The 23,009-nt window shown below is 58.4% G+C and carries 16 protein-coding genes and 4 pseudogenes; 5 read left to right on the top strand and 15 right to left on the bottom strand.

Annotated features, from left to right (window positions below):
• Positions 1 to 504: 504 nt before the first annotated feature.
• Together LJU29_RS21400 and yejK are read right to left on the bottom strand one after the other, a co-directional pair.
• A complete protein-coding gene (locus tag LJU29_RS21400) occupies positions 505 to 855 on the bottom strand; it encodes a glutaredoxin family protein (RefSeq protein WP_257111176.1) in 351 nt (116 codons plus the stop codon).
• 5 nt (positions 856 to 860) lie between these two features.
• A complete protein-coding gene (gene yejK, locus LJU29_RS21395; RefSeq protein ID WP_005752900.1) occupies positions 861 to 1,862 on the bottom strand; it encodes a nucleoid-associated protein YejK in 1,002 nt (333 codons plus the stop codon).
• A 393-nt stretch (positions 1,863 to 2,255) separates the two neighbouring features.
• On the opposite strand from yejK, the gene LJU29_RS21390 reads away from it, so the two are divergent.
• Positions 2,256 to 2,537 (top strand): HU family DNA-binding protein, encoded by a 282-nt coding sequence (locus tag LJU29_RS21390; RefSeq protein WP_002552279.1) that lies wholly within the window; start codon positions 2,256 to 2,258, stop codon positions 2,535 to 2,537.
• 466 nt (positions 2,538 to 3,003) lie between these two features.
• Here the strand turns inward: LJU29_RS21390 and rlmF are convergent, their stop codons facing one another.
• Both rlmF and LJU29_RS21380 read right to left on the bottom strand, forming a co-directional pair.
• Positions 3,004 to 3,990: a 23S rRNA (adenine(1618)-N(6))-methyltransferase RlmF gene (gene rlmF / locus LJU29_RS21385; protein ID WP_057422817.1), complete on the bottom strand. Its 987-nt coding sequence runs from the start codon at positions 3,988 to 3,990 to the stop codon at positions 3,004 to 3,006.
• An 86-nt stretch (positions 3,991 to 4,076) separates the two neighbouring features.
• Positions 4,077 to 6,923, bottom strand: a complete 2,847-nt coding sequence (locus LJU29_RS21380) for a valine--tRNA ligase (RefSeq protein ID WP_257111175.1) — start codon at positions 6,921 to 6,923, stop codon at positions 4,077 to 4,079.
• Positions 6,924 to 7,091: 168 nt separating this feature from the next.
• On the opposite strand from LJU29_RS21380, the pseudogene LJU29_RS21375 reads away from it, so the two are divergent.
• Positions 7,092 to 7,754, top strand: a pseudogene (locus tag LJU29_RS21375) (RHS repeat-associated core domain-containing protein); the annotation flags it as partial.
• 23 nt (positions 7,755 to 7,777) lie between these two features.
• Here LJU29_RS21375 and LJU29_RS21370 read toward each other — a convergent pair.
• The 3 genes and pseudogenes from LJU29_RS21370 to LJU29_RS29715 form a co-directional block, all read right to left on the bottom strand.
• A protein-coding gene (locus tag LJU29_RS21370; RefSeq protein ID WP_086004489.1) for an IS3-like element ISPsy29 family transposase occupies positions 7,778 to 8,928 on the bottom strand; the annotation gives its coding sequence in 2 pieces (ribosomal slippage) (positions 7,778 to 8,694 and positions 8,694 to 8,928; 1,152 coding nt in all).
• A 501-nt stretch (positions 8,929 to 9,429) separates the two neighbouring features.
• Positions 9,430 to 9,614, bottom strand: a pseudogene (locus LJU29_RS21365) (DNA polymerase III subunit chi); the annotation flags it as partial.
• A 19-nt stretch (positions 9,615 to 9,633) separates the two neighbouring features.
• Positions 9,634 to 9,717 (bottom strand): annotated as a pseudogene (locus tag LJU29_RS29715) (hypothetical protein); the annotation flags it as partial.
• Positions 9,718 to 9,886: 169 nt separating this feature from the next.
• Between LJU29_RS29715 and LJU29_RS21360 the strand changes: the two are divergent.
• Positions 9,887 to 10,982 (top strand): annotated as a pseudogene (locus LJU29_RS21360) (RHS repeat-associated core domain-containing protein).
• Positions 10,983 to 11,025: 43 nt separating this feature from the next.
• Here LJU29_RS21360 and LJU29_RS21355 read toward each other — a convergent pair.
• From LJU29_RS21355 to LJU29_RS21345, 3 genes are read right to left on the bottom strand one after another with little or no spacing between them, the layout of a single operon-like run.
• A complete protein-coding gene (locus tag LJU29_RS21355) occupies positions 11,026 to 11,469 on the bottom strand; it encodes a hypothetical protein (RefSeq protein ID WP_054995310.1) in 444 nt (147 codons plus the stop codon).
• A gap of 7 nt (positions 11,470 to 11,476) precedes the next feature.
• Positions 11,477 to 11,905 carry a DNA polymerase III subunit chi gene (locus tag LJU29_RS21350; protein ID WP_005756882.1) on the bottom strand — a complete coding sequence of 143 codons (429 nt, stop codon included), beginning with the start codon at positions 11,903 to 11,905 and terminating at the stop codon, positions 11,477 to 11,479.
• A 57-nt stretch (positions 11,906 to 11,962) separates the two neighbouring features.
• Positions 11,963 to 13,453 carry a leucyl aminopeptidase gene (locus LJU29_RS21345; protein ID WP_257111173.1) on the bottom strand — a complete coding sequence of 497 codons (1,491 nt, stop codon included), beginning with the start codon at positions 13,451 to 13,453 and terminating at the stop codon, positions 11,963 to 11,965.
• A 319-nt stretch (positions 13,454 to 13,772) separates the two neighbouring features.
• Between LJU29_RS21345 and lptF the strand changes: the two genes are divergently transcribed.
• Positions 13,773 to 14,900, top strand: coding sequence for an LPS export ABC transporter permease LptF (gene lptF, locus LJU29_RS21340; RefSeq protein WP_002552286.1), 1,128 nt, complete (start codon positions 13,773 to 13,775; stop codon positions 14,898 to 14,900).
• Positions 14,887 to 15,948, top strand: coding sequence for an LPS export ABC transporter permease LptG (lptG, locus tag LJU29_RS21335; RefSeq protein WP_002552287.1), 1,062 nt, complete (start codon positions 14,887 to 14,889; stop codon positions 15,946 to 15,948). Before lptF ends, lptG begins: the two co-directional genes overlap by 14 nt.
• 144 nt (positions 15,949 to 16,092) lie before the next feature.
• On the opposite strand, the gene LJU29_RS21330 is transcribed toward lptG, so the two are convergent.
• The 5 genes from LJU29_RS21330 to LJU29_RS21310 form a co-directional block, all read right to left on the bottom strand.
• Positions 16,093 to 16,305, bottom strand: a complete 213-nt coding sequence (locus LJU29_RS21330) for a cold-shock protein (protein ID WP_005756878.1) — start codon at positions 16,303 to 16,305, stop codon at positions 16,093 to 16,095.
• A gap of 412 nt (positions 16,306 to 16,717) precedes the next feature.
• Positions 16,718 to 17,842: a glycine cleavage system aminomethyltransferase GcvT gene (gene gcvT, locus LJU29_RS21325; protein ID WP_257111172.1), complete on the bottom strand. Its 1,125-nt coding sequence runs from the start codon at positions 17,840 to 17,842 to the stop codon at positions 16,718 to 16,720.
• Between the two features lie 92 nt (positions 17,843 to 17,934).
• Positions 17,935 to 20,799, bottom strand: coding sequence for an aminomethyl-transferring glycine dehydrogenase (gcvP, locus tag LJU29_RS21320; RefSeq protein WP_005756875.1), 2,865 nt, complete (start codon positions 20,797 to 20,799; stop codon positions 17,935 to 17,937).
• Between the two features lie 10 nt (positions 20,800 to 20,809).
• The gene (gene gcvH / locus LJU29_RS21315; RefSeq protein WP_002552291.1) at positions 20,810 to 21,193 is read right to left on the bottom strand and encodes a glycine cleavage system protein GcvH; all 384 of its coding nucleotides are present in this window, start codon (positions 21,191 to 21,193) and stop codon (positions 20,810 to 20,812) included.
• A gap of 322 nt (positions 21,194 to 21,515) precedes the next feature.
• Positions 21,516 to 23,009 (bottom strand): TolC family protein, encoded by a 1,494-nt coding sequence (locus tag LJU29_RS21310; protein WP_010202019.1) that lies wholly within the window; start codon positions 23,007 to 23,009, stop codon positions 21,516 to 21,518.

Raw genomic sequence — 23,009 nt, 5'->3', positions numbered from 1 at the left:
AACTACCGTACGACGCCGCGCCGACATGCCGTAATCTCGATTATCGTGCGACGCTCTGCGTCGCATGCCGTTCTGGACGCTCTGCGTCCTCTCTTGAGTGTGCAGTGCGGCAAAGGTCTGTGACGCGGAGCGTCACGCAAGGCATTCCCACGCTGGAGCGTGAGGAACGATAATCTCGACTATCGTGCGGTGCCACGCCGACATGCCGTAATCTCGATTATCGTGCGACGCTCTGCGTGGCACGCCGTTCTGGACGCTCTGCGTCCTCTCTTGAGTGTGCAGTGTGGCAAAGGTCTGTGACGCGGAGCGTCACGCAAGGCATTCCCACGCTGGAGCGTGAGGAACGATAATCTCAACTACCGTACGACGCTCCGCCGACATGCCTTAACCTCGACTATCGTGCGACGCTCTGCGTCGCATGCCGTTCTGGACGCTCTGCGTCCTCTCTTGAGTGTGCAGTGCGGCACAGATCTGGGAAGCGGAGCTTTGGCACGGTATTCCAGGTTATTTCAATGCTGCCAGTATCTGATCCGGGTCGAAACCCCGGATCAAGGTGCCGTTGACGTCGATCAGCGGTATGCCTCTGCCACCCAGTGCTTCGTAGGCCTTGCGGCCTTCTTCGGACTTCTCGATGTCGAACTCCTGATACGCAATCCCTTTGCTGTCGAGAAAGCGCCGCGTCTGTTTGCAGTAGCCACACCAGTCAGTGGCGTACATCACCACTTTCGCCTGGCTGTAGCTCTGCGCAACGCTCGCTGGCGGCGGGTTGACGAAGTTCTCGATCTTGCCCCAGTTCTGATAAACCACCACAATCAGCATGATCAGCGCGAATTTCTTGAGGGTGCGTATCAGCATGTCGGTTACCGTCGCTTCAACTGATCGGTCAGTTGGGTCGGCAGCCCCTTGATGATCAGGGTGCCTGCAGTTTCGTCGTACTCGATCTTGTCACCCAGCAGGTGAGCCTCGAAGCTGATCGACAGTCCTTCGGCGCGTCCCGTGAAACGTCGGAACTGGTTGAGGGTGCGCTTATCGGCCGGGATCTCGGGCGACAAGCCATAGTCCTTGTTGCGGATGTGATCGTAAAACGCCCGTGGCCGCTCTTCGTCGATCAGTTCGGACAGTTCTTCCAGGCCCATCGGCTCGCCCATCTTGCTCTGGCTGCTGGCGTAATCGACCAGGGTCTTGGTCTTCTCGCGGGCTGACTCCTCCGGCAGGTCTTCACTTTCAACAAAGTCACTGAAGGCCTTGAGCAGGGTGCGGGTTTCACCGGGGCCATCAACGCCTTCCTGGCAACCGATGAAGTCTCGGAAGTACTCGGAAACCTTCTTGCCGTTCTTGCCCTTGATGAACGAAATGTATTGCTTGGACTGTTTGTTGTTCTGCCATTCCGACAGGTTGATCCGCGCAGCAAGGTGCAACTGGCCCAGGTCCAGGTGGCGCGAAGGGGTGACGTCCAGCTCGGCATTCACTGCCACGCCTTCGCTGTGGTGCAGCAGGGCGATGGCCAGGTAGTCGGTCATGCCTTGCTGATAATGGGCAAACAACACATGGCCACCGACGGAAAGATTGGATTCTTCCATCAGCTTCTGCAGATGCTCGACCGCTGTGCGCGAGAACGCGGTGAAGTCGTTGCCACCGTCCAGATACTCTTTCAGCCAGCCGCTGAACGGGTGTGCGCCGGATTCTGGATGGAACAGGCCCCATGCCTTGCCTTGTTTGGCGTTGTAGCTCTCGTTGAGGTCGGCCAGCATGTTCTCGATGGCCTGGGACTCAGCGAGTTCGGAGTCGCGTGCATGGAGAACAGCGGGCGTACCGTCGGGTTTCTTCTCGATCAGGTGGACGATGCAGTGACGGATCGGCATGGGCTTCTCGGCTGAAAAAGGTGAAGAGCGTGCAGCTCGTTGCAAGACGGCAAGTGTAACGCACGCGTGCGCCACTTGGCCCCGGGCAGGCTGGTTTTCGCCAGCAGGGCGTGTTTGCTGGATGTTTTTTGTGCAATTGGCATTAAAACCTGACCAAAAGGATAGGTAGAGGCGGATATTTGTCCGGCTCTGTGCTAGTTTTGCGCGGTCTTGCGCACTTAGCGCGTCAAGCATGCAGTTAGCGCACACGTAGGTCGAACCATTGCCCGGTTTCAGTATCTACACTTTCGCGATTAATCGTGGCTGCTAGCGGGTGGCCAGGTTCATTGCCTGGCCACGGGCCGACGTTGCACTCTGCAATCCAAATGAATTTGATAGGGAAGGAACACCACCATGGCTCTTACTAAAGACCAATTGATCGCCGATATCGCTGAAGCTATCGACGCGCCAAAAACTACCGCGCGTAATGCTCTTGAGCAATTGGGCCAAATTGTTGCCGACCAATTGGAAAACGGCGTGGAAATCACTTTGCCAGGTATCGGCAAACTGAAAGTTGCAGAGCGTCCGGCTCGCACTGGCCGCAACCCTTCGACTGGCGCTGCCATCGAAATCGCTGCCAAGAAAGTTATCAAGTTCGTACCAGCCAAAGTGCTGACCGACTCGATCAACAAGTAAGCAACCGCTTGCTGTGAAAAAGCCGTGCACCGGTTAACCGGGCACGGCTTTTTTGTGGGCGTCTGATCACAGATCTGGGCCGCACGGCACACTCAAGAGAGGACGCAGAGCGTCCAGAACGGCATGCGACGCGGAGCGTCGCACGATAATCGAGATTAAGGCCTGCCGACGCAGAGCGTCGCACGGTAGTCGAGGTTAAGGCATGTCGGCGGAGCGTCGTACGGTAGTTGAGATTATCGTTCCTCACGCTCCAGCGTGGGAATGCCTTGCGTGACGCTCCGCGTCACAGATCTGTGCTGCACTGCATACTCAAGAGAGGACGCAGAGCGTCCAGAACGGCATGCGACGCGGAGCGTCGCACGATAATCGAGATTAAGGCCTGCCGACGCAGCGCGTCGCACGATAGTCGAGATTACGGCATGTCGGCGTGGCGCCGCACGATAGTCGATGCGGCACGATAGCCCTATCAGTGGGGTGTGCGCTGTGCCTTGTCGAGGAAGGTCCAGGCCACGAAGCGGCTTTGTTTCTGGCCCTGGCCCATCTCGATCACTTTCACCTCAAGCGCGCCGGCTTTTTTCAGGGCGCTCTGGATCGGTGGCAGGTTGGATGCCTTGGACACCAGGGTGCTGAACCACACCACCTGGCCTGGCAATATGGCGCTTTCCTGGATCAATTGGGTCACGAAGCCGATCTCGCCGCCTTCGCACCACAGCTCCTGAGATTGCCCACCGAAGTTGAGAACCGGCAGCTTGCGCTTGGGATCAGCCTTGCCCAGTGCGCGCCATTTTCGTTGGCTGCCACGCTGCGCCTCATCCAGCGAGGCATGGAAAGGAGGGTTGCAGAGGCTCACGTGGAAGCGTTCGCTGCTGTCGAGTAACCCGAGCAGGATCTGCTGGCGGTTGTCCTGCTGGCGCACGCTGATGGCCTTGCTGAGGCCATTGGCTTTGATGATCGTGGTAGCCGCCGCGATGGCCGTGCTGTCGATGTCCGACCCAACGAAATGCCAGCCATAGTCGCTATGCCCCAGCAGCGGGTAGATGCAATTGGCTCCGGTGCCGATATCCAGCGCCTTGATGGATGCGCCGCGTGGGATCACACCTTCATTGTCCTCGGCCAGCAAGTCGGCGAGGAAGTGCAGGTAGTCCGCACGCCCTGGAATAGGCGGGCACAGGTAATCGGCCGGAATGTCCCAATGGGCGATGCCATAGAACGCTTTGAGCAGCGCGCGATTGAACACCCGCACCGCCTGTGGATTGGCAAAGTCGATGCTTTGCTTGCCATACGGATTGAGGATCACGAACGCTGCCAGCTCGGGGCTGGATTTGATCAGCTTCGGAAAATCGTAATGACCCTGATGACGATTGCGCGGGTGCAAGGTGGCCTTTTCACGCGGCGCAGCAGGTTTGGCTGGCCGCTGAGGTTTTTTGCGCGGGGGGTTGCGGGTATCGGTCATGGGTTTGATGGTCAGCCGTGATGTCGAGTACAGAAATTCAGATAACAAAAAGCCAGCCCATAATCGGGCTGGCTTTTCTGGCCACCTTACAGGCTGGCGATGCGGGCGTGTTGCTCGGCCAGCTTGCCCAGTGCCTGTTCGGCTTCGGTCAGCTTGGCGCGTTCCTTGGCGATGACTTCAGGCGGTGCCTTGTCGACGAAGGCGGCGTTGGACAGCTTGCCGCCGACGCGTTGCACTTCGCCTTGCAGGCGCTGGATTTCCTTGTCCAGGCGCGCCAGTTCGGCCCCTTTGTCGATCAGCCCGGCCATCGGCACCAGCACTTCCACGTCACCCACCAGCGCGGTGGCCGACAGTGGCGCTTCTGCACCCTCGGTCAGTACGGTCATCGATTCCAGCTTGGCGAGCTTCTTGAGCAGGTAATCGTTTTCGCTCAGGCGGCGCTGATCCTCGGCACTCACATTCTTAAGGAACATTTGCAGCGGCTTGCCCGGGCCGATGTTCATTTCGCCACGGATGTTGCGCACGGCAAGCATCAGGCCCTTGAGCCATTCGATATCGTCTTCGGCAGCCTGGTCAATGCGTGCTTCGTTGGCCACTGGCCAGGGTTGCAGCATGATGGTCTTGCCTTCCGCGCCCGCCAGCGGTGCGAGGCGCTGCCAGATTTCTTCGGTGATGAACGGCATGAACGGGTGCGCAAGGCGCAGCGCGACTTCGAGCACGCGTACCAGTGTATGGCGTGTGCCACGCTGACGTTCGACCGGTGCGGTTTCATCCCACAGCACAGGCTTGGACAGCTCCAGATACCAGTCGCAATACTGGTTCCAGATGAACTCGTACAGCGCCTGGGCCGCGAGGTCGAAGCGGAACTGATCCAGTTGGCGGGTCACTTCGGCTTCCGTGCGCTGCAATTGCGAGATGATCCAGCGATCAGCCAGCGACAGTTCGACAGCTTCGCCGTTCTGGCCGCAGTCTTCGCCTTTGTCCAGCACGTAACGCGCAGCGTTCCAGATCTTGTTGCAGAAGTTGCGATAGCCTTCGACGCGGCCCATGTCGAACTTGATGTCGCGACCGGTGGACGCCAGCGAGCAGAAGGTAAAGCGCAGGGCGTCGGTGCCGTAGCTGGCGATGCCGTCGGCGAACTCCTGACGGGTCTGCTTCTCGATCTTCTTCGCCAGCTGCGGCTGCATCAGCCCACTGGTGCGTTTCTCTACCAGCGTTTCGAGGTCGATACCGTCGACGATGTCCAGCGGGTCAAGCACGTTGCCCTTGGACTTGGACATCTTCTGGCCTTGGCCGTCACGCACCAGACCGTGCACGTAAACAGTCTTGAACGGGACCTGCGGCGTGCCGTCCTCGTTCTTCACCAAGTGCATGGTGAGCATGATCATCCGGGCGACCCAGAAGAAAATGATGTCGAAACCGGTGACCAGCACGTCGGTGGAGTGGAAGGTTTCCAGTGCCTTGGTCTTTTCCGGCCAGCCGAGCGTGGAGAAGGTCCACAGGCCCGAGCTGAACCAGGTGTCCAGTACGTCGTTGTCCTGCTGCAGCGCGATTTCCGGGCCAAGGTTGTTCTTGGCGCGAACTTCGGCTTCGTCGCGGCCGACGTAAACCTTGCCGGACTCGTCGTACCAGGCCGGAATGCGATGGCCCCACCAGAGCTGACGGCTGATGCACCAGTCCTGGATGTCGCGCATCCACGAGAAATACATGTTTTCGTATTGCTTGGGCACGAACGCGATACGGCCGTCTTCGACAGCGGCAATCGCAGGCTCGGCCAGCGGTTTGGTGGAGACATACCACTGATCGGTCAGCCACGGCTCGATGATGGTGCCGGAACGGTCGCCTTTCGGCACCTTCAGGGCGTGATCATCGACGCTGACCAGCAGGCCGGCGGCATCAAACGCAGCAACGATCTGCTTGCGCGCTTCAAAGCGGTCGAGACCGGCGTAGTCCGCAGGCAAGCTGCCGTCGACGCTTTCGTTCAGCGTGCCATCAAGGTTGAAAACCTGAGCAGCAGCGAGAACGTTGGCATTCTTGTCGAAGATGTTCAGCAGCGGCAGGTTGTGGCGTTTGCCGACTTCATAGTCGTTGAAGTCATGCGCCGGGGTGATTTTCACGCAGCCGGTGCCGAATTCAGGGTCGCAGTAGTCGTCCGCGATGATCGGGATGCGGCGGCCTACCAGCGGCAGTTCGACGAACTTGCCGATCAATGCCTTGTAGCGCTCGTCCTGTGGGTTCACCGCAACGGCGGCGTCACCGAGCATGGTTTCCGGGCGAGTGGTGGCAACGATCAGGTAATCCAGACCTTCGGCGGTTTTTGCACAGTCGGCCAGCGGATAGCGCAGGTTCCACAGATGGCCTTTCTCGTCGTGGTTCTCCACTTCAAGGTCGGAAATCGCGGTGTGCAGCTTGGTGTCCCAGTTGACCAAGCGTTTGCCACGGTAAATGAGGCCGTCTTCATGCAGGCGCACGAAGGCCTCCTTCACGGCGTCGGACAGGCCGTCGTCCATGGTGAAGCGCTCGCGGCTCCAGTCGACGGACGAGCCCAGACGGCGGATCTGACGGCTGATGTTGCCGCCGGACTCGGCTTTCCATTCCCAGATCTTGTCCAGAAACTTCTCGCGGCCCAGCTCATGACGGCTTATGCCCTGCGCTTCAAGACGACGCTCCACCAGCATCTGCGTGGCGATACCAGCGTGGTCGGTGCCCGGTTGCCACAGCGTGTTGCGACCTTGCATGCGACGGAAACGGATCAGGGCGTCCATGATCGCGTTATTGAAGCCGTGGCCCATGTGCAGGCTGCCGGTAACGTTCGGCGGCGGGATCATGATGGTGTACGAGTCACCCACGCCTTGCGGAGCGAAGTAGTTCTCGGACTCCCAGGTCTGGTACCAGGAAGTTTCGATGGCGTGCGGCTGGTAAGTCTTGTCCATGCGCGGCGGGAACCTGTGGCATTGATTCGGAAACCGGTAAGTATAGACCTGACGGCAAGCGACAAGCCATAAGCGCCGGGCCACAACTGGCAGATCTGTCAGTAGGCGGCGAGTGGACCAAGGGGCATGATCCGGTGTTCAAGCATTGATCACAGGACGGATGCGGCCATGGACAAGACTTCGGAAAGCAAGCGCGTACTGTGCCGATATCGCTATGACGCGCTGGATCGTGTTGCCGTCGTCGATCCCGAGGTGCAGGAGGCGGTGTCGCGGTTCTATCAAAAGAACCGTTTGACGGTCGAGATACAGGGTGAAACGCGCCGTCGTGTATTTCACGGCGATGATCGCTTGTTGGCTGAGTATGAAACGGACGGCTCCATCACTCGGACCGACCTGTTGGGCACCGACAGGCAAATCAGCGTGCTGCATGCCCTGAGTTCAGAGGAACGGCAGCCGCTTGCTTATAGCCCTTACGGACATCGCGCGCAGGGCGGCCCCTTTTCCGGCTTCAATGGCGAGCGCGCGGACCCTGTGACCGGGCATTACCTGCTGGGTAACGGCTACCGCGCTTTCAACCCGGTGCTGATGCGATTCAATAGCCCGGACACCCTGAGTCCATTTGGACGGGGAGGCCTGAATGCGTATGCCTACTGCCAGGGCGATCCGGTTAACAGGAGTGATCCTGATGGGCATATTCCCGTGGCGGCGCTCGCCAGCGCGGCCAGGCGTTTTGTTTTTGAAGAGCTTCCTGAGAATGCCCTTAAGAATATACTCGGGCGCGTTTCTCTAGGAGATGCGGCCGCGTTGAGTGCAACGACCCCTCAAACAGGCAGGAGTGAATCGCCCCGGATTCTCTAGACACCTTGCAAGCTCATTGCGTAACGTTTTTCAAACTCTACCGGTGACAGCTGATTGTTGAAACCATGGCGGCGTTTTGGGTTGTAGAACATCTCGATGTAATCGAACACATCACTACGAGCATCTTGCCGTGAGGTGTAGATTTTCCGCTTGATTCGTTCCCGTTTCAGAAGCTGGAAAAAGCTCTCAGCCACGGCGTTGTCATGACAATTGCCTCGGCGGCTCATGCTGGCAACCAAATTGTTTGCCTTCAAAAAACTGCGCCAATCGGAGCTGCTGTACTGGCTGCCCTGGTCGGAGTGAACCATCACCTCTTGTTTCGGTTTTCGCCTCCAAACCGCCATCAATAACGCATCAATGGCCAAATCACTGGTCATCTGCGACTTCATTGACCAGCCAACGACCTGACGAGAAAACAGATCCAGCACCACCGCCAAATACAGCCAGCCTTCATACGTACGAATGTAGGTGATGTCGGTGACCCAAACCTTGTTTGGTTCCACGACATCGAACTCGCGCTTCAGTAAATTGGGTGAGGCGACCGCTGGCTTACCGCCGTACTTTCCAGGGCGACGTCGATACCCTGTCTGAGAGCGCAGACCTTCAAGACGCATCAACCTCGCCACACGATGCCGACCACAATCTTCACCGACCTCGCGCAGGTCGTCATGGATTTTGCGATAGCCATAAACTCCGCCGCTCTCCAGCCACGAGTGCTTGATCAAACCCAGCAATCGCTGGTCGTCTTTAGCGCGTGCAGATTGCGGCTCAGACAACCAAGCGTAATAACCACTGGGATGGACTTTCAGCGTCAGGCAAAGCCGTCGAATGGAGTAGTCGCCCGCGCGCTGCTTGATAAAGGCGTACTTCAGCCGCACTCCTTGGCAAAGTACGCGGCGGCCTTTTTTAAGATGTCTCGCTCTTCAGTGACCCGCTTGAGTTCCGCTCGCAGACGACGCAGTTCAGCGTGCTGATCATCGTCTTGCTGCCGTTCTGCCTGAGGTTTGCTGTAGCGCTTTATCCAGGCATAGAGGCTATGCGTCGACACGCCAAGACGCGCCGCCACATCAGCGACAGGCAGCTTCTTTTCGGTCACTTGATTGACCGCTTGGATTTTGAATTCTTCGGGATAACGTGGGTTGCTCATGGCACCTCCTGATTGGCCTCAGTTTAAGGCATGGAGGTGTCTACGAAACCCGGGGCGATTCAAGGTTTGGGTTGATATAAACGATCCCAGCGCACTGTCGACAATTGAAGGGCATTTAAGTACGACCGGGGCGCTAAGGCATGACGCTTTCTACAGCGCGCAGTTCGAGCATGTAGCGACGAGCATCGAGAAAGGATTCAGTAGAGAGATAAATAGCGTTGATCGTCAAACACAAGCGATTCTTGATCACGTGGCTGGCGTGAGTGGAAGCAGTGAGTTGCAGGCTACGCGCGCGCTAGAGCGTGCCCAGCGCTATCAGTCAGAAAGCCTGACAAGAATCACTGAGCACATGGAAACGCACAGGAAGTTGCACAAGGACTGGAATGCACTTATCAATTGTGAAGCAGACACGCGCCGGCGTATAGCTGCTATCCGCTCCACATTCAATCCTCGCTGATAACGTATCCACACGCATGTGAGCCAGTTTCCAAACCGCGCGCCTCACTTCTTCTGCTGCGCCAATAACCGCCCCAGCCTTGCCTTCAGCCGACGCTTGATCTCGTTTTCTATATGTGGGGCGAAGTATGTGGAGCGAAGTCGTCGACCACGTCCTGCATGATCAATTGCGCGGCTGCGCGCAGTTCGCTGTTCAGATGAAGCAGTGCATCAGGGTTGGGCTGCGCTTGCGGCGGAGCTGTCTGCTACGCCCTGCGGAGCGAAATAATTTTCGGACTCCCAGGTCTGATACCAGAAAGTTTCTATGGCGTACGGCTGGTAAGTCTTGTCCATGCGCGGCGGGAACCTGTGGCATTGATTCGGAAACCGGTAAGCATAGACCTGACGGCAAGCGACAAGCACATAAGTGCCGGGCCACAACTGGCAGATCTGTCAGTAGGCGGCGAGGGGGGAGAGGGGCATGATCGGGTATTCAAACCTTGATTGCGGGGCCTGCGTCGCCATGACCAATACTCCCGAAACCAGGCGCGTGCTGTGTCGATATCGCTATGACGCGCTGGACCGTATTGCCGTCGTCGATCCCGAGGTGCAGGAGGTGGTGTCGCGGTTCTATCAAAAGAACCGTTTGACGGTCGAGATACAGGGCGCAACGCGTCGCCGTGTATTTCACGGTGAAAACCTTTTGTTAGCGGAGTATGAGACTGAAAGCTCTGTCGCCCGGACGGACCTTCTGGCCACCGACCTGCAAAGCAGTGTATTGCATGCTTTGAGTTCGGAGGGGCACCAGCCGCTGGGCTACAGCCCTTACGGACATCGCTTGCCGGGCGGCTCCTTTTCCGGCTTCAACGGCGAGCGCGCGGACCCTGTGACCGGGCATTACCTGCTGGGTAACGGCTACCGCGCGTTCAACCCGGTGCTGATGCGTTTCAACCGGCCAGACTCGTTAAGTCCATTTGGGCCGGGAGGCTTGAATGCATATGCGTATTGTCAGGGGGACCCGGTTAATAGAAGTGATTCTGGTGGACACGTCGGGGTCCACATACTCTTTCTCGACAAGTTACCAGACCTGGCGCTTGACAGAATATTCAGGCACCTGTCTTTCAAAAATATGGCCGCAGTGAGTGGAGCGTCTAATACGTTGAATGAGAGAGGAGCCGGGCTGATAGCCTCGCAGTTAAATAAGCGTTTTGTAGACGCCAGTAACCCAGACGTACTGTCGGACCTTCGCAGCGCTATAGAAAACGAACCGGGTTTTCTGCCGAGTGTATTCAAGAGTGCAGACTTCAAAGTACAGTTTGAAAAAGTCACGGCGAACGCCAGTCAAAAAACGAGCGATCGAATCAAGGAGGCCTGGCGTGCAGAGCAATCATTCTCTGACAAATTCACGGGTAAAACCCAATACCGATTACGACGATTTCAAGAAGGCATTGGCTATTAAGCTCAAGGAGCACGAAGGGTCTCCCGAAATACTGCTAAATATAAAAAAGGATGAGGCTAGACGCAAGACGCTCATGAGAGCCTGGTATACCCAACTTAATCTCAAGGGGAAAATGGAGCAGCACGTAGCAAAGATCCGCTCCCTATTGAATTCTCCCTGACAGCGTCTGTATGCCTGTGTACTCAGGACTCCTGATCACACGTTCACTTCTGCTGCTGCGCCAATAACCGCTCCAGCCTCGCTTCCAGCCGACGCTTGATTTCAGCCTCGATGTGCGGGGCGAAGTCGGCGATCACGTCCTGCAGGATCAACTGCGCGGCGGCACGCAATTCGTTGTCCAGATGCAGCAGGGCATCCGGGTTCGGCAGTGCTTGAGGCTGGGCAGGCTGTTGAACGGTCTGAAGCTGCTCGACAGGTGCGGCTTGCACATCAGGCGTCAGCGTCGGGATGTCGTCTTCGTCGAAGTCCTGTTGATAAGTCGCGTCGGGGCGAGCGCCGACCACATCGAATAACAGAGGAATCTGGCCTTCCGGACGAGCCGGGTCGTTCGGCAGCGGGGAGTGTGCGGAGTCATCGCCAAGCAACTGGCGGATCGATTCCAGATCGTTCAGCAAATGGGTGGATTCAGCTTTTTTTGAAGTATCCATCATGTCCTCAAAGGCGCTGCAGTCGGTGATCTTGCGGAGGATAGCCCTGTTCACGGTAGGAACGGAAACTCTCGCGTGCGGCAAGACGTATGGCCGGGTCTTCGACAACCACTTCCGCCACGCGGGCGAAGCGTTTGAAGAAGGCCGGAATGCTCAGGTCGAGGTTGACCAACAGGTCCTCGTGAGCGCCCGAGTCGTCACCCAGACCCAGCACCACGGGGGCATCGGAGTCGCTCTCGGCATCGCCGTGGGGCAGAAACACTTCGCCCCTGAAGCGCCAGAGCCGGGCATCAAGGTCTTCACGCTGCGCTGCATCGCTGCAGTGCAGATAGACCTTGTGACCCAGACGCCAGGCTTTTTCCGTTAGTTTGCAGGCAAAGTCCAGGCGCGCGGCAGGATCGGCGCTGGGCAGGATGTAAAAATCGACTTGGGTCATACAGGTTCCAGAACCAGTGGCGTATCGACCGTGAAGCCGACACGCCAGGGTGTCTTTTTATACGCCAGCGCGGTCGAGCAGGTACTGGGTCAGCAGCGGAACCGGACGTCCGGTGGCGCCTTTTTCCTTGCCGCCGCTCAGCCACGCAGTGCCAGCGATGTCCAGGTGAGCCCAGTCATAGGCCTTGGTGAAGCGCGACAGGAAGCAGGCCGCCGTGATGGTGCCGCCTTTCGGGCCACCGATATTGGCGATGTCGGCGAACGGGCTGTCGAGCTGCTCCTGGTACTCATCGAACAACGGCAACTGCCAGGCACGGTCATCCGCCTGTTTGCCCGCGTCGAGCAACTGATTGATCAGCGCGTCATTGTTGCCCAGCAGGCCGGAAGTGTGGCCGCCCAGCGCAACCACGCACGCGCCGGTGAGAGTGGCGATGTCGATGACTGCCTGTGGCTTGAAGCGTTCGGCGTAGGTCAGTGCATCGCACAGCACCAGACGGCCTTCAGCGTCGGTGTTGAGAATTTCGACCGTCTGGCCACTCATGGTAGTGACGATGTCGCCGGGACGTGTCGCGGTGCCGCTCGGCATGTTTTCGGCGCAGGCCAGAATACACACCAGATTGATCGGCAGTTTCAGTTCCAGTACGGCGCGCAGGGTACCGAATACGCTGGCAGCGCCGCACATGTCGAACTTCATCTCGTCCATGCCCGAGGCAGGCTTGATACTGATGCCGCCGGTGTCGAACGTGATGCCTTTACCGACCAGCACGAAGGGCTGATCACCTTTTTTGGCACCCTGATAGTTCATGACGATCAGGCGAGGTGGCTGGGCGCTGCCCTGAGCCACCGCGAGGAAAGAGCCCATGCCCAGTTCGGCCAGTTTCTTCTCGTCGTGAACTTCCACTTTCAGATTCTTGTGGGCCTTGCCCAGCGCCTTGGCTTCTTCGCCCAGGTAGGTCGGGTGGCAGATGTTAGGTGGCAGATTGCCCAGGTCGCGGGTCAGTGCCATGCCGGTGGCGATAGCCTTGGCGTGAGTGGAAGCGCGCTCGATGTCAGCTATGCGTACCTTGTCGGTCAGCAGGGTGATTTTTTTCAGGACGCGAACTTCGGCTTTCTGGGTCTTGAAGCGGTCGAAGACGTATTCGCCATCCGCCAGGGCCTCGACCAGCAGGCGAGCCGTGCCGTAGGTGTCGCGGTTTTTCACTGACAGGTCATCGAGCGCAATCGCAGCGTCGCTGCCGCCCAGGCCTTTGAGGCAGGTCAGTGTTGCACCGACGATTTTTTTCAGCTGGCGGTCCGACAGTTCACCTTCCTTGCCGGTACCGATCAGCAGAACGCGCTCTGCCTTGATGTTGGGCAGGTTGTGCAGCAGCAGGCTCTGACCGACCTTGCCCGCCAGATCACCGCGTTTGAGAATGAGGGAGATGGCTCCGCCGCTGAGGATATCGACAGCCTGGGCAGCACCAACCAGTACACGGCTTTCGCCGACGGTGACCACCAGCGTTGCGGTTTTCAAGGTTTCTGGGCTTACGCTTTTAACAACCAATTCCATGTGGGGTCCCCGAGTAGACGATGAGAGTCGCAATATGAATGATGTACGCGGGATGGCCTGAGTGTTTTCAAGGAGGATGCCCGCGGTAAGCCTTGCAGTTTGACCCCGCTGCACGACTGCTGACAACCCCGTAGAGCCGCCTGCTTTGCGTGTATGTGCGAACTATCCCCGGTGCGCAGTGACAGAAACACACAATCACAGGATAATGCCGCATATTTTTTGATGCCCACGCCTTTTGCCGGCGTGAATCTCTGGTTGCCGTGGCTCACAATTTTTCCCTGTTTGGCTGCCTGAGCCTGACAACTCTGGAGTGTCTGGTTTGATTGTCTTCCGTTATCTGTCCCGAGAAGTGCTGCTTACCTTGAGCGCGGTCAGCGCCGTGCTGCTGGTGTTCATCATGAGCGGACGCTTCATCAAGTACCTGGCGCAGGCCGCGTCCGGTGCGCTCGATCCGGGCGTGCTGTTCCTGATCATGGGCTTCCGCCTGCCAGGCTTTCTGCAGGTAATTCTGCCGCTGGGCCTGTTCCTCGGCATTCTCATGGCTTACGGGCGCCTGTACCTGGAAAGTGAAATGACCGTGCTGGCCGCCACCGGCATGAGTCAGCAGCGGCTGCTTGCCATCACCATGGGGCCTGCCACGCTGGTCGGGCTGTTGGTCGCCTGGCTGAGTTTCAGTCTGGCTCCACAGGGCGCTACCCAGTTTTCGCTGCTGATCAACAAGCAGGACGCCATGACCGAGTTCGACACGCTGGTGCCGGGCCGTTTTCAGGCGCTGCGTGACGGTACGCGTATCACTTACACCAAGGAACTGTCGGAAGACCGCTCGCAACTGGCTGGTGTGTTCATCTCTGAAAAACGCATGTCCGGCGACAAGAGCAAGGACAACGGTATTACCGTGCTGGTGGCAGAGAAGGGCCATCAGGAGGTAAGGCCCAATGGCAGTCGCTTCCTGATCCTCGAAAACGGCTACCGCTACGATGGCAATCCTGGTGCGGCTGATTATCGTGTGATCAAGTACGACACCTACGGGGCGATGCTGCCCAAGCCGGAAATCAGTGAAGAAATCACCGACCGTGAGGCCATTCCGACCAGCGAACTGATCGGCAACCCGGCACCGCGCTCTGTCGCCGAGCTGCAATGGCGTATTTCGCTGCCGCTGTCGGTGTTCATCGTCACGTTGATGGCTATTCCGTTGTCGCGCGTCAATCCGCGTCAGGGCCGTTACCTGAAACTTTTGCCGGCGATCCTTCTGTACATGTCTTATCTGGCCATTCTGATCTCGGTGCGCAGTTCGCTGGAGAAGGGCAAGCTGCCGCTCAGCCTGGGCATGTGGTGGGTGCATGGCATCTACCTGTCCATTGGCCTGCTGTTGTTCTATTGGGAGCCTCTGCGTCTGAAGATGGCGAGTCGTCGCAGCGTCACGGAGGTGACTCGTGGTCAAGCTTGATCGATACATCGGTAAAAGCGTATTGCTGGCGATTCTTGCGGTTCTGGGAATCATTCTGGGGCTGGTTTCATTGTTCGCGTTCATCGACGAGATGGGTGATATCAGTGACACCTACACACTGGCGGATGCCCTCAGCTACGTCATGCTGACCGCGCCGCGGCGTGTCTACGACACGCTGCCAATGGCTGCCCTGATCGGTTGCCTCATTGGTCTGGGTACGCTGGCCAGCAGCAGCGAACTGACCATCATGCGTGCAGCAGGTGTGTCCATCGGGCGCATCGTCTGGGCGGTCATGAAGCCGATGCTGCTATTGATGGTTGCTGGTGTACTGGTCGGCGAGTACGTGGCTCCCTACGCCGAGAACCAGGCTCAGGCCGCTCGCTCGCTGGCTCAGGGCTCGGGTGATGCGCAGAGCGCCAGGCATGGTCTTTGGCACCGTCAGGGTGACGAATTCATCCACATCAACACCGTCCAGCCCAATGGTCTGATGCTTGGCGTGACACGTTATCGTTTCGACGATCAACGCCACATGCTGACGTCCAGCTTTGCCAAAGAGGCCAATTTCAAGACCGATTACTGGGAGTTGAAGGACGTCAGTACCACGCATTTCAATGACGGCCGTACCGAGGTCATCAATACGCCGGTCGAGCGCTGGGATGTAGCGTTGAGCCCGCAATTGCTGAGCACAGTGATCATGCCGCCCGAGTCGCTTTCGATCAGCGGTCTCTGGAACTACGCGCATTATCTGGCTGATCAGGGCTTGAGCAATGGCCGCTACTGGCTGGCGTTCTGGACCAAGGTATTGCAACCAGCTGTGACAGTAGCGCTGGTGCTGATGGCAATCTCGTTCATCTTCGGCCCGCTGCGTTCGGTTACGCTGGGGCAGCGCGTGTTCACGGGGGTGGTGGTCGGCTTTACCTTCCGCATCATTCAGGACCTGCTCGGCCCGTCCAGCCTGCTGTTCGGTTTCCCGCCGTTGCTGGCCGTGCTGATGCCTGCTGCAGCCTGTGCGCTGGCCGGTGTGTATCTGCTGCGCCGCGCCGGATAGCGTCGTGTAGCCGCTGTGAAAAAGCCGACCTTGAGTCGGCTTTTTCATGGGCTTACTCATGTACTTGCCGAGCGGAATCGCACATATAAAAAAGCCTCTGACATTGCTGTCAGAGGCCTTCTGTACGTACGAGAGTGTGTCGTATCAGGCTTCGGCTTGAACTTCGTCAGCCTGCATGCCTTTTTGGCCCTGCACGGCAACGAAGGTAACTTTCTGGCCTTCTTTCAGGCTTTTGAAGCCGTTACCCTGAATGGCGCGGAAGTGTACGAACAGATCCGGCCCGCTCTCAGGAGTGATAAAACCAAAACCTTTTTCATCGCTGAACCACTTGACGGTACCGCTCTGACGATCAGCCATTTTCTTATTTCCTTGACGCTTGACTTGAATTGGTTACAGCCTCTTTCACACGAAAGAGCACTGGGGCTGGTTGCAGGAAGTAAGAAACGTAGAACGGGTTGTAGCAAACCTAGAGCTACTGCCCAGGTCCAGATTCGGCGACCCATGCAAACACAGTCCGGAAACTCTACGCCAACTCTCGTTACAAATACAACCCCCCTGCCTTGTACCCTGTTTCCGGGGGGGAGAGCCTTATGCCCGGCGTGTTTGCCTGCTGTGCACGGTGTTTGGTCTGTCATAACATTTTGCACTTTATAGGTGCATTTTTGGCATATACAACAGACTGTTCACTCGGTTGAAACACGGCCGAAACAGTAGTGTGTAACAGCACCTGCGCAACAGCGAAGTATTGCTGTTTTTTTGACGCCGTTGTTTAGCCGCGAAAGTAACGTTGTGCAACGAAAGGCATTTTTGCCACACGCATGGGCACTTTCTTGCCGCGCACCATTGCCCAGACCTGTGTATCCAGCGCGGTGTAAGCGTTGTTCAAATAACCCATGGCCAGCGGGCCAGCCAGGCTCGGGCCAAAACCGCCGCTGCAGACAGTGCCGATGACAGCGCCCTGTTCATCGACGATTTCTGTGCCCTCACGCACTGGCGTACGCTCTTCGGGAAGCAGGCCGACACGTTTTTTGGCGACACCGTTCTGTTGCTGGGCAAAGACCTGCTCTGCTCCCGGGAAGCCGCCTGCACGTGCACCGTCGGCGCGCCGCACTTTGGAAATAGCCCATAACAGGCTGGCCTCTACCGGGGAGGTGTCGGTGTCCATGTCATGACCGTACAGGCACAGACCTGCTTCCAGTCGCAGCGAATCACGTGCGCCCAAACCGATCGGGGCAACTTCCGGTTCTTCCAGCAGGCGGCGCGCTAGGGCTTCAGCCTGTTCGGCCGGTACTGAAATTTCATAGCCGTCTTCGCCGGTATAGCCCGAGCGGCTGACATAGCATTGAACGTCCAGCAGCTTGACGCTGGCGAACTGCATGAAGGTCATCTTCGCCACTTCCGGCGCAAGGCGCGCCAGCACCGTGACAGCGACCGGACCTTGCAGGGCGAGCAGGGCGCGCTCTTCGAACAACGGTTCGATAGTGCAATGCCCCGCCAGGTGCTTGCGCAAGTGCGCCAGGTCCTGATTCTTGCAGGCCGCGTTGACCACCAGCATCAGTTGATCACTGCCGAGATTGGCAACCATCAGGTCATCGAGAATGCCGCCAGCATCGTTGGTGAACATCGCATAGCGTTGCATCCCGACTGGCAGGTCAATGATGTCCACTGGCACCAGGGCCTCAAGGGCCTTGGCAGCATCTGTGCCGGTAAGACGAATCTGGCCCATGTGCGAGACATCGAACAGGCCGGCCTGCGCGCGAGTGTGCAAATGTTCTTTCATTACGCCAGCCGGGTATTGCACGGGCATGTCGTAACCGGCGAAGGGCACCATCTTCGCGCCGAGTTCGCGGTGAAGGGCGTGCAGAGGAGTGGTCAGCAGGGTTTCTGTGGACATGTTCAATTCCTTGTTGAGCGGGCCATGCAGAACGGCATCGCCTGTGCGCACTCACCATCGAGCTGCGCACAGGCATGCCAAAGCACGGGCTATCAGGCTTCCTGATAGCTCTCGATGGACGGGCAGGCACAGACCAGATTGCGGTCGCCGAAGACGTTGTCGACACGACCGACCGGAGGCCAGTACTTGTTCTCGATCAACGAATCGACCGGGTACACCGCCTGTTCGCGGCTGTAAGGATGGCTCCACTGGCCGACCATTTCCGCAGCGGTGTGCGGGGCGTTTTTCAACGGGTTGTCGTCTTTGTCCAGTGTGCCGTTTTCAACCGCGCGTATTTCTTCACGGATCTTGATCATGGCGTCGCAGAAACGGTCCAGTTCTTCTCTGGACTCGCTCTCGGTCGGCTCGATCATCAAGGTCCCGGCAACCGGGAACGACATGGTCGGGGCATGGAAGCCAAAGTCGATCAGACGCTTGGCCACGTCATCGACGCTGATGCCGCTGCTGTCCTTGATAGGGCGCAGGTCAAGGATGCATTCGTGGGCAACCAGCCCGTTGGTGCCGGTGTACAGCACCGGGTAGTGCTCTTCCAGGCGGCGCGAAATGTAGTTGGCGTTGAGGATCGCCAGTTGCGAAGCGCGTTTCAGGCCTTCGCCACCCATCATGCGGATGTACATCCAGGTGATTGGCAGGATGCTGGCGCTGCCGAATGGGGCTGCGCAGACTGCGCCTTCCTTGCGCTCCATGCGTGCATGGCCCGGCATGAACGGGGCGAGATGGGATTTGACGCCGATCGGACCAACGCCTGGGCCACCGCCGCCGTGCGGAATGCAGAAGGTCTTGTGCAGGTTGAGGTGCGATACATCGCCACCGAATTTGCCCGGAGCGCACAGGCCGACCATGGCGTTCATGTTGGCGCCGTCAATGTAGACCTGGCCACCGTTGTCGTGAACGATACCGCAGATTTCACGGATGCCTTCTTCGAACACGCCGTGGGTCGACGGGTAGGTGATCATGATCGCCGCAAGCCGGTCGCGGTGTTGAACGGCCTTGGCGCGCAGGTCTTCGATATCGACGTTGCCACGTGCATCGCAGGCGGTGACCACGACACGCATACCGGCCATGTTGGCTGTGGCCGGGTTGGTGCCGTGTGCCGATGAAGGGATCAGGCAGATATCGCGATGCTCATCGCCACGGCTCTGGTGATAAGCGCGAATGGCCAGCAGTCCGGCGTATTCACCCTGGGAGCCGGCGTTCGGCTGCAGCGAGATCGCGTCATAGCCGGTGGCCGCACAGAGCATGGCCTCTAGCTCGTCGGTCAATTGTTGATACCCGGCGCTCTGCTCGGCCGGGGCGAACGGGTGCAGGTTGCCGAATTCGGCCCAGGTCACCGGGATCATTTCACTGGCGGCGTTGAGCTTCATGGTGCACGAGCCCAGTGGAATCATGGTGCGGTCCAGCGCCAGATCCTTGTCAGCCAGCTTGCGCAGGTAGCGCATCAGTTCGGTTTCAGAGTGGTAGCGGTTGAACACCGGGTGGCTGAGGATTGCCGACTGGCGCAGCAGTGCAGCGGGCAGGCGCGACGGGACGCTGGCTGCCAGTGCGGTGAAGTCGGGCAGGTTCTGACCGTCGCTGGCGAAGATTTCCCACAGCGTTTCAACTGCCGACTGCGAGGTGGTTTCGTCCAGTGACAGACCCAGGTGCTGGTCGTCGATTTCACGCAGGTTGATGTGCCTGGCGCGAGCCGCTGCGTGCAGCGCCGCGGTCCTGCTGCCGGTGTTCAGGGTCAGGCTGTCGAAGAAGAATGCCTGCTCGGCCTTCAGACCCAGCGTACTCAAGCCTTCGGCAAGGATCGCGGTCAACTGGTGAACGCGTTTGGCGATCTGTGTCAGGCCGCGCGGGCCATGGTAGACGGCGTACATGCTGGCGATGTTGGCCAGCAGGACCTGTGCAGTGCAAATGTTGCTGGTGGCCTTCTCGCGACGAATATGCTGTTCGCGGGTCTGCATGGCAAGACGCAGGGCCTGCTTGCCGTGACGGTCCACCGATACGCCGACCAGGCGGCCCGGCATGTCGCGCTTGAAGGCATCGCGGGTTGAGAAGTAAGCCGCATGCGGGCCGCCGAAGCCCAGCGGTACACCGAAGCGTTGTGCGCTGCCGATGGCCACGTCGGCGCCAAATTCGCCTGGCGGGGTCAGCAACGTCAGTGCCAGCAAGTCGGCAGCCACGGCGACCAGCGCGTTGGCAGCATGGAAACGTTCGACCAGCTCGCGGTAATCGAACACGTCGCCGTTGCTGGCCGGGTATTGCAGCAACGCACCAAAGTAATCGCTGACGTCGCCCAACTCGGCTTCGTCCGCCACCACAACGGTAATGCCCAATGGCTCGGCACGGGTACGCAACACATCAAGTGTCTGCGGGTGGCAGTGGCTGGAGGCGAAAAACTGCTGGCTGCCTTTGTTCTTGCTCAAACGTTTGCAAAAGGTCATTGCTTCGGCAGCAGCGGTCGCTTCGTCGAGCAAGGACGCGTTGGCAATCGGCAGGCCGGTCAGGTCGCTGATCAGCGTCTGAAAATTGAGCAGCGACTCCAGACGGCCCTGGGAAATCTCCGGCTGATAGGGCGTGTAGGCGGTGTACCAGGCCGGGTTTTCCAGCAGGTTGCGCAGGATCGGTGCCGGCGTGTGGGTGTTGTAGTAACCCTGGCCGATGTAGGTCTTGAACAGTTGATTCTTGCCGGCGATGGCCTTGATGGACGCCAGCGCATCGGCTTCACTCTGCCCGGCAGGCAGGTTCAGCACGCTGGTGCCCTTGATGCTTTCCGGGATAACGCTTTCGCTCAGCGCTTCAATGGAGTCGAAACCCAGCGTCTGCAACATGGCCTGCTCGTCGGCAGCGCGCGGGCCAATGTGACGGGCGATGAATTCGTTGGCAGTGGTCAGTTCAATACGGTCAGTCATGGCGTGCTCCTCAGGCTTGAGCGTTGGCTTTGATCAGGCGGTCGTAGGCGTCCTGATCCAGCAGGCCGTGGATGGCGTCGGCATCCTGTGGAATGAAACGAAAAAACCAGCCTGCACCGAGAGCGTCTTCATTGACCAGCTCCGGCGTGTCATCGAGGACTGAATTGACCTCGACCACTTCACCGTCCAGCGGCATGTTGATGCTGCTGGCGGCTTTCACCGATTCCACCACTGACACTTCAGCGTGTTGAGTGTAGGCCTGCAAATCCGGGAGCTGCACGAAGACTACGTCGCCCAGCGACTCTTGCGCATAGGGCGTGATGCCGACCGTAATGCTGCCGTCGGCTTCGGCACGCAGCCATTCATGGTCAACGGTGAATCGCAACTCGCTCATACAAACTCCTCGGAGAACAGGGCTCGCGCAGCACGCGAACAATATGAGCTATGGCTAAGCAATTTAGCGGCCATGTTTTATTTTTTCATATAAATCAAATAGTTAATGATTATTAGATCAGTACGACCGATTTCAGCTGTAGCGAAATCGCTACACAGTTCAGGTATTTGAAAATACGTGCCTGATCAAGGCCTTGATGCAAGGGGAGTGAGCTTTAATGGAGTGAAATCATTACAGTGGAACGATTTCGTTGCGAGGCGAGGGGTGTTACTGCACCCAGCCAGCGCATAGCGCTGACCGGGTGGTCTTTCATGATGCGGGCTTAAGGCTTGGGCGCGGTAGCGGCTACTGAAATATTACCCGCTTCCCACTGCGACTCGCGCGCATCCAGTGCAACAGCAATGGCTTGCACTTTGGTGGATGAAAGCTCCGACGGCAGCGGGTCCAGACCCGCACTGGCGAAAATCTGGCCGTAAGCGTTGCGCAGGTCGGCATACGCCAGGTCACGACGCAGATCAGCCTGCAGGGTGTTCAGTTCGCCCTGGATCAGATCCAGCTCGCCCAGACCGGCAGCCTGATAACGATTGCGCAGTTGACCGACGATCTGGCTGTCGATGCTCGACAGCTGTTGGCTGGTTTTGAACTGGCGCAACGCCTCGTTGTAGTTGGCGTTGGCCACGTAGAGCTGGGCCAGTACGGCAATGGACATTGCCTGACGACGCGCAGTAGCGACTTCTTCGCCGGCCTTGGCGACGTCAATGGCGGCGGGTGCCGACAGCACATTGAACAGGTTCCAGGTGACTTTTACGCCCAGATCAGCCCATTTGTCGTTGACCAGAAACGAGTTGCTGTCGTAATGGCCGCCTGCCGAGAACTCCAGGCCCGGCAGCATGCGCAGCATGGCCTTGCGGGTTTCGGCCGAGCTGATACGGGTTTGGTAATCCTGTTCGCGCAGTTCGGGACGACTGGCCAGCGCTTCGGTTTCCAGGCGCGCCATGTCGACCTTGAGTTGCGGAATCGAGTAGTCGTCCGGCGTCGCCAGCTTCAGATCAGTGCCCAGCGGCAGGTTGATCAGGGTCGCCAGTTCGGTCTTGGCCAGTGAAAGCGCCTTGCGCTGTTCTTCAAGCTGACGCGTCGCCTGGATCAGTGAGCGCTGATAACCCAGTGCCTGTACCGGGTCACCTACACGCTGCTGGCTCATTTGCTGGCTGTTGTCCTGCGCTTTTTCAACGCGAACCATCAGGCTGTCGATCTGCTTGAGCATGCGTTCGGCGGCGACGGCGCGCCAATAGGCTGAACGCACGTCCTGAACGATGGTGTTGATCACCTTGCGACGGCGTTCCTGAACGATCAGGCGTTGGTCGCCTTGCTGTTTGGCGCTGATGTAGCTGACACCGAAGTCGAGTACGTTCCATACCATGGTCAGGTCGGCGACACGACGGCTGCGATCCTGCGAGGTTGAGGGTTCGAGAGACTGGGTCCCGGTCTCGACGCTTTCACTGCTCGATGCGCTGACGTTACTGCGTCCGGCATAGCCCGCTGAAAGTGCCATGCGCGGCAGCATGTCGAAGCTGGCGAGGTCCAACTGACGTTTGGCCAGGGCTTCTTCCATGATTTTCAGGCGCGCTTCAAGGTTGTACTTCACCGCGCGGGCCATGGCTTGGTGCAGGGTCAATGCACCGTTCAATGGTTCTTGATCCTTGTACATCAGTTGCAGATCGCTTTTGGCGCGCTGCTCGCTGACGCTTCGGTCGATAGGCTGGCTGGTAACAGCACAACCACTCACTACCAGCGCCAGCAGGCTGATGCTGAACAA

The sequence above is a fragment of the Pseudomonas ficuserectae genome (assembly GCF_024584585.1).
GTDB classification, from domain to species: domain Bacteria; phylum Pseudomonadota; class Gammaproteobacteria; order Pseudomonadales; family Pseudomonadaceae; genus Aquipseudomonas; species Aquipseudomonas amygdali.
This window is presented reverse-complemented; position numbering and strand designations above follow the sequence as displayed.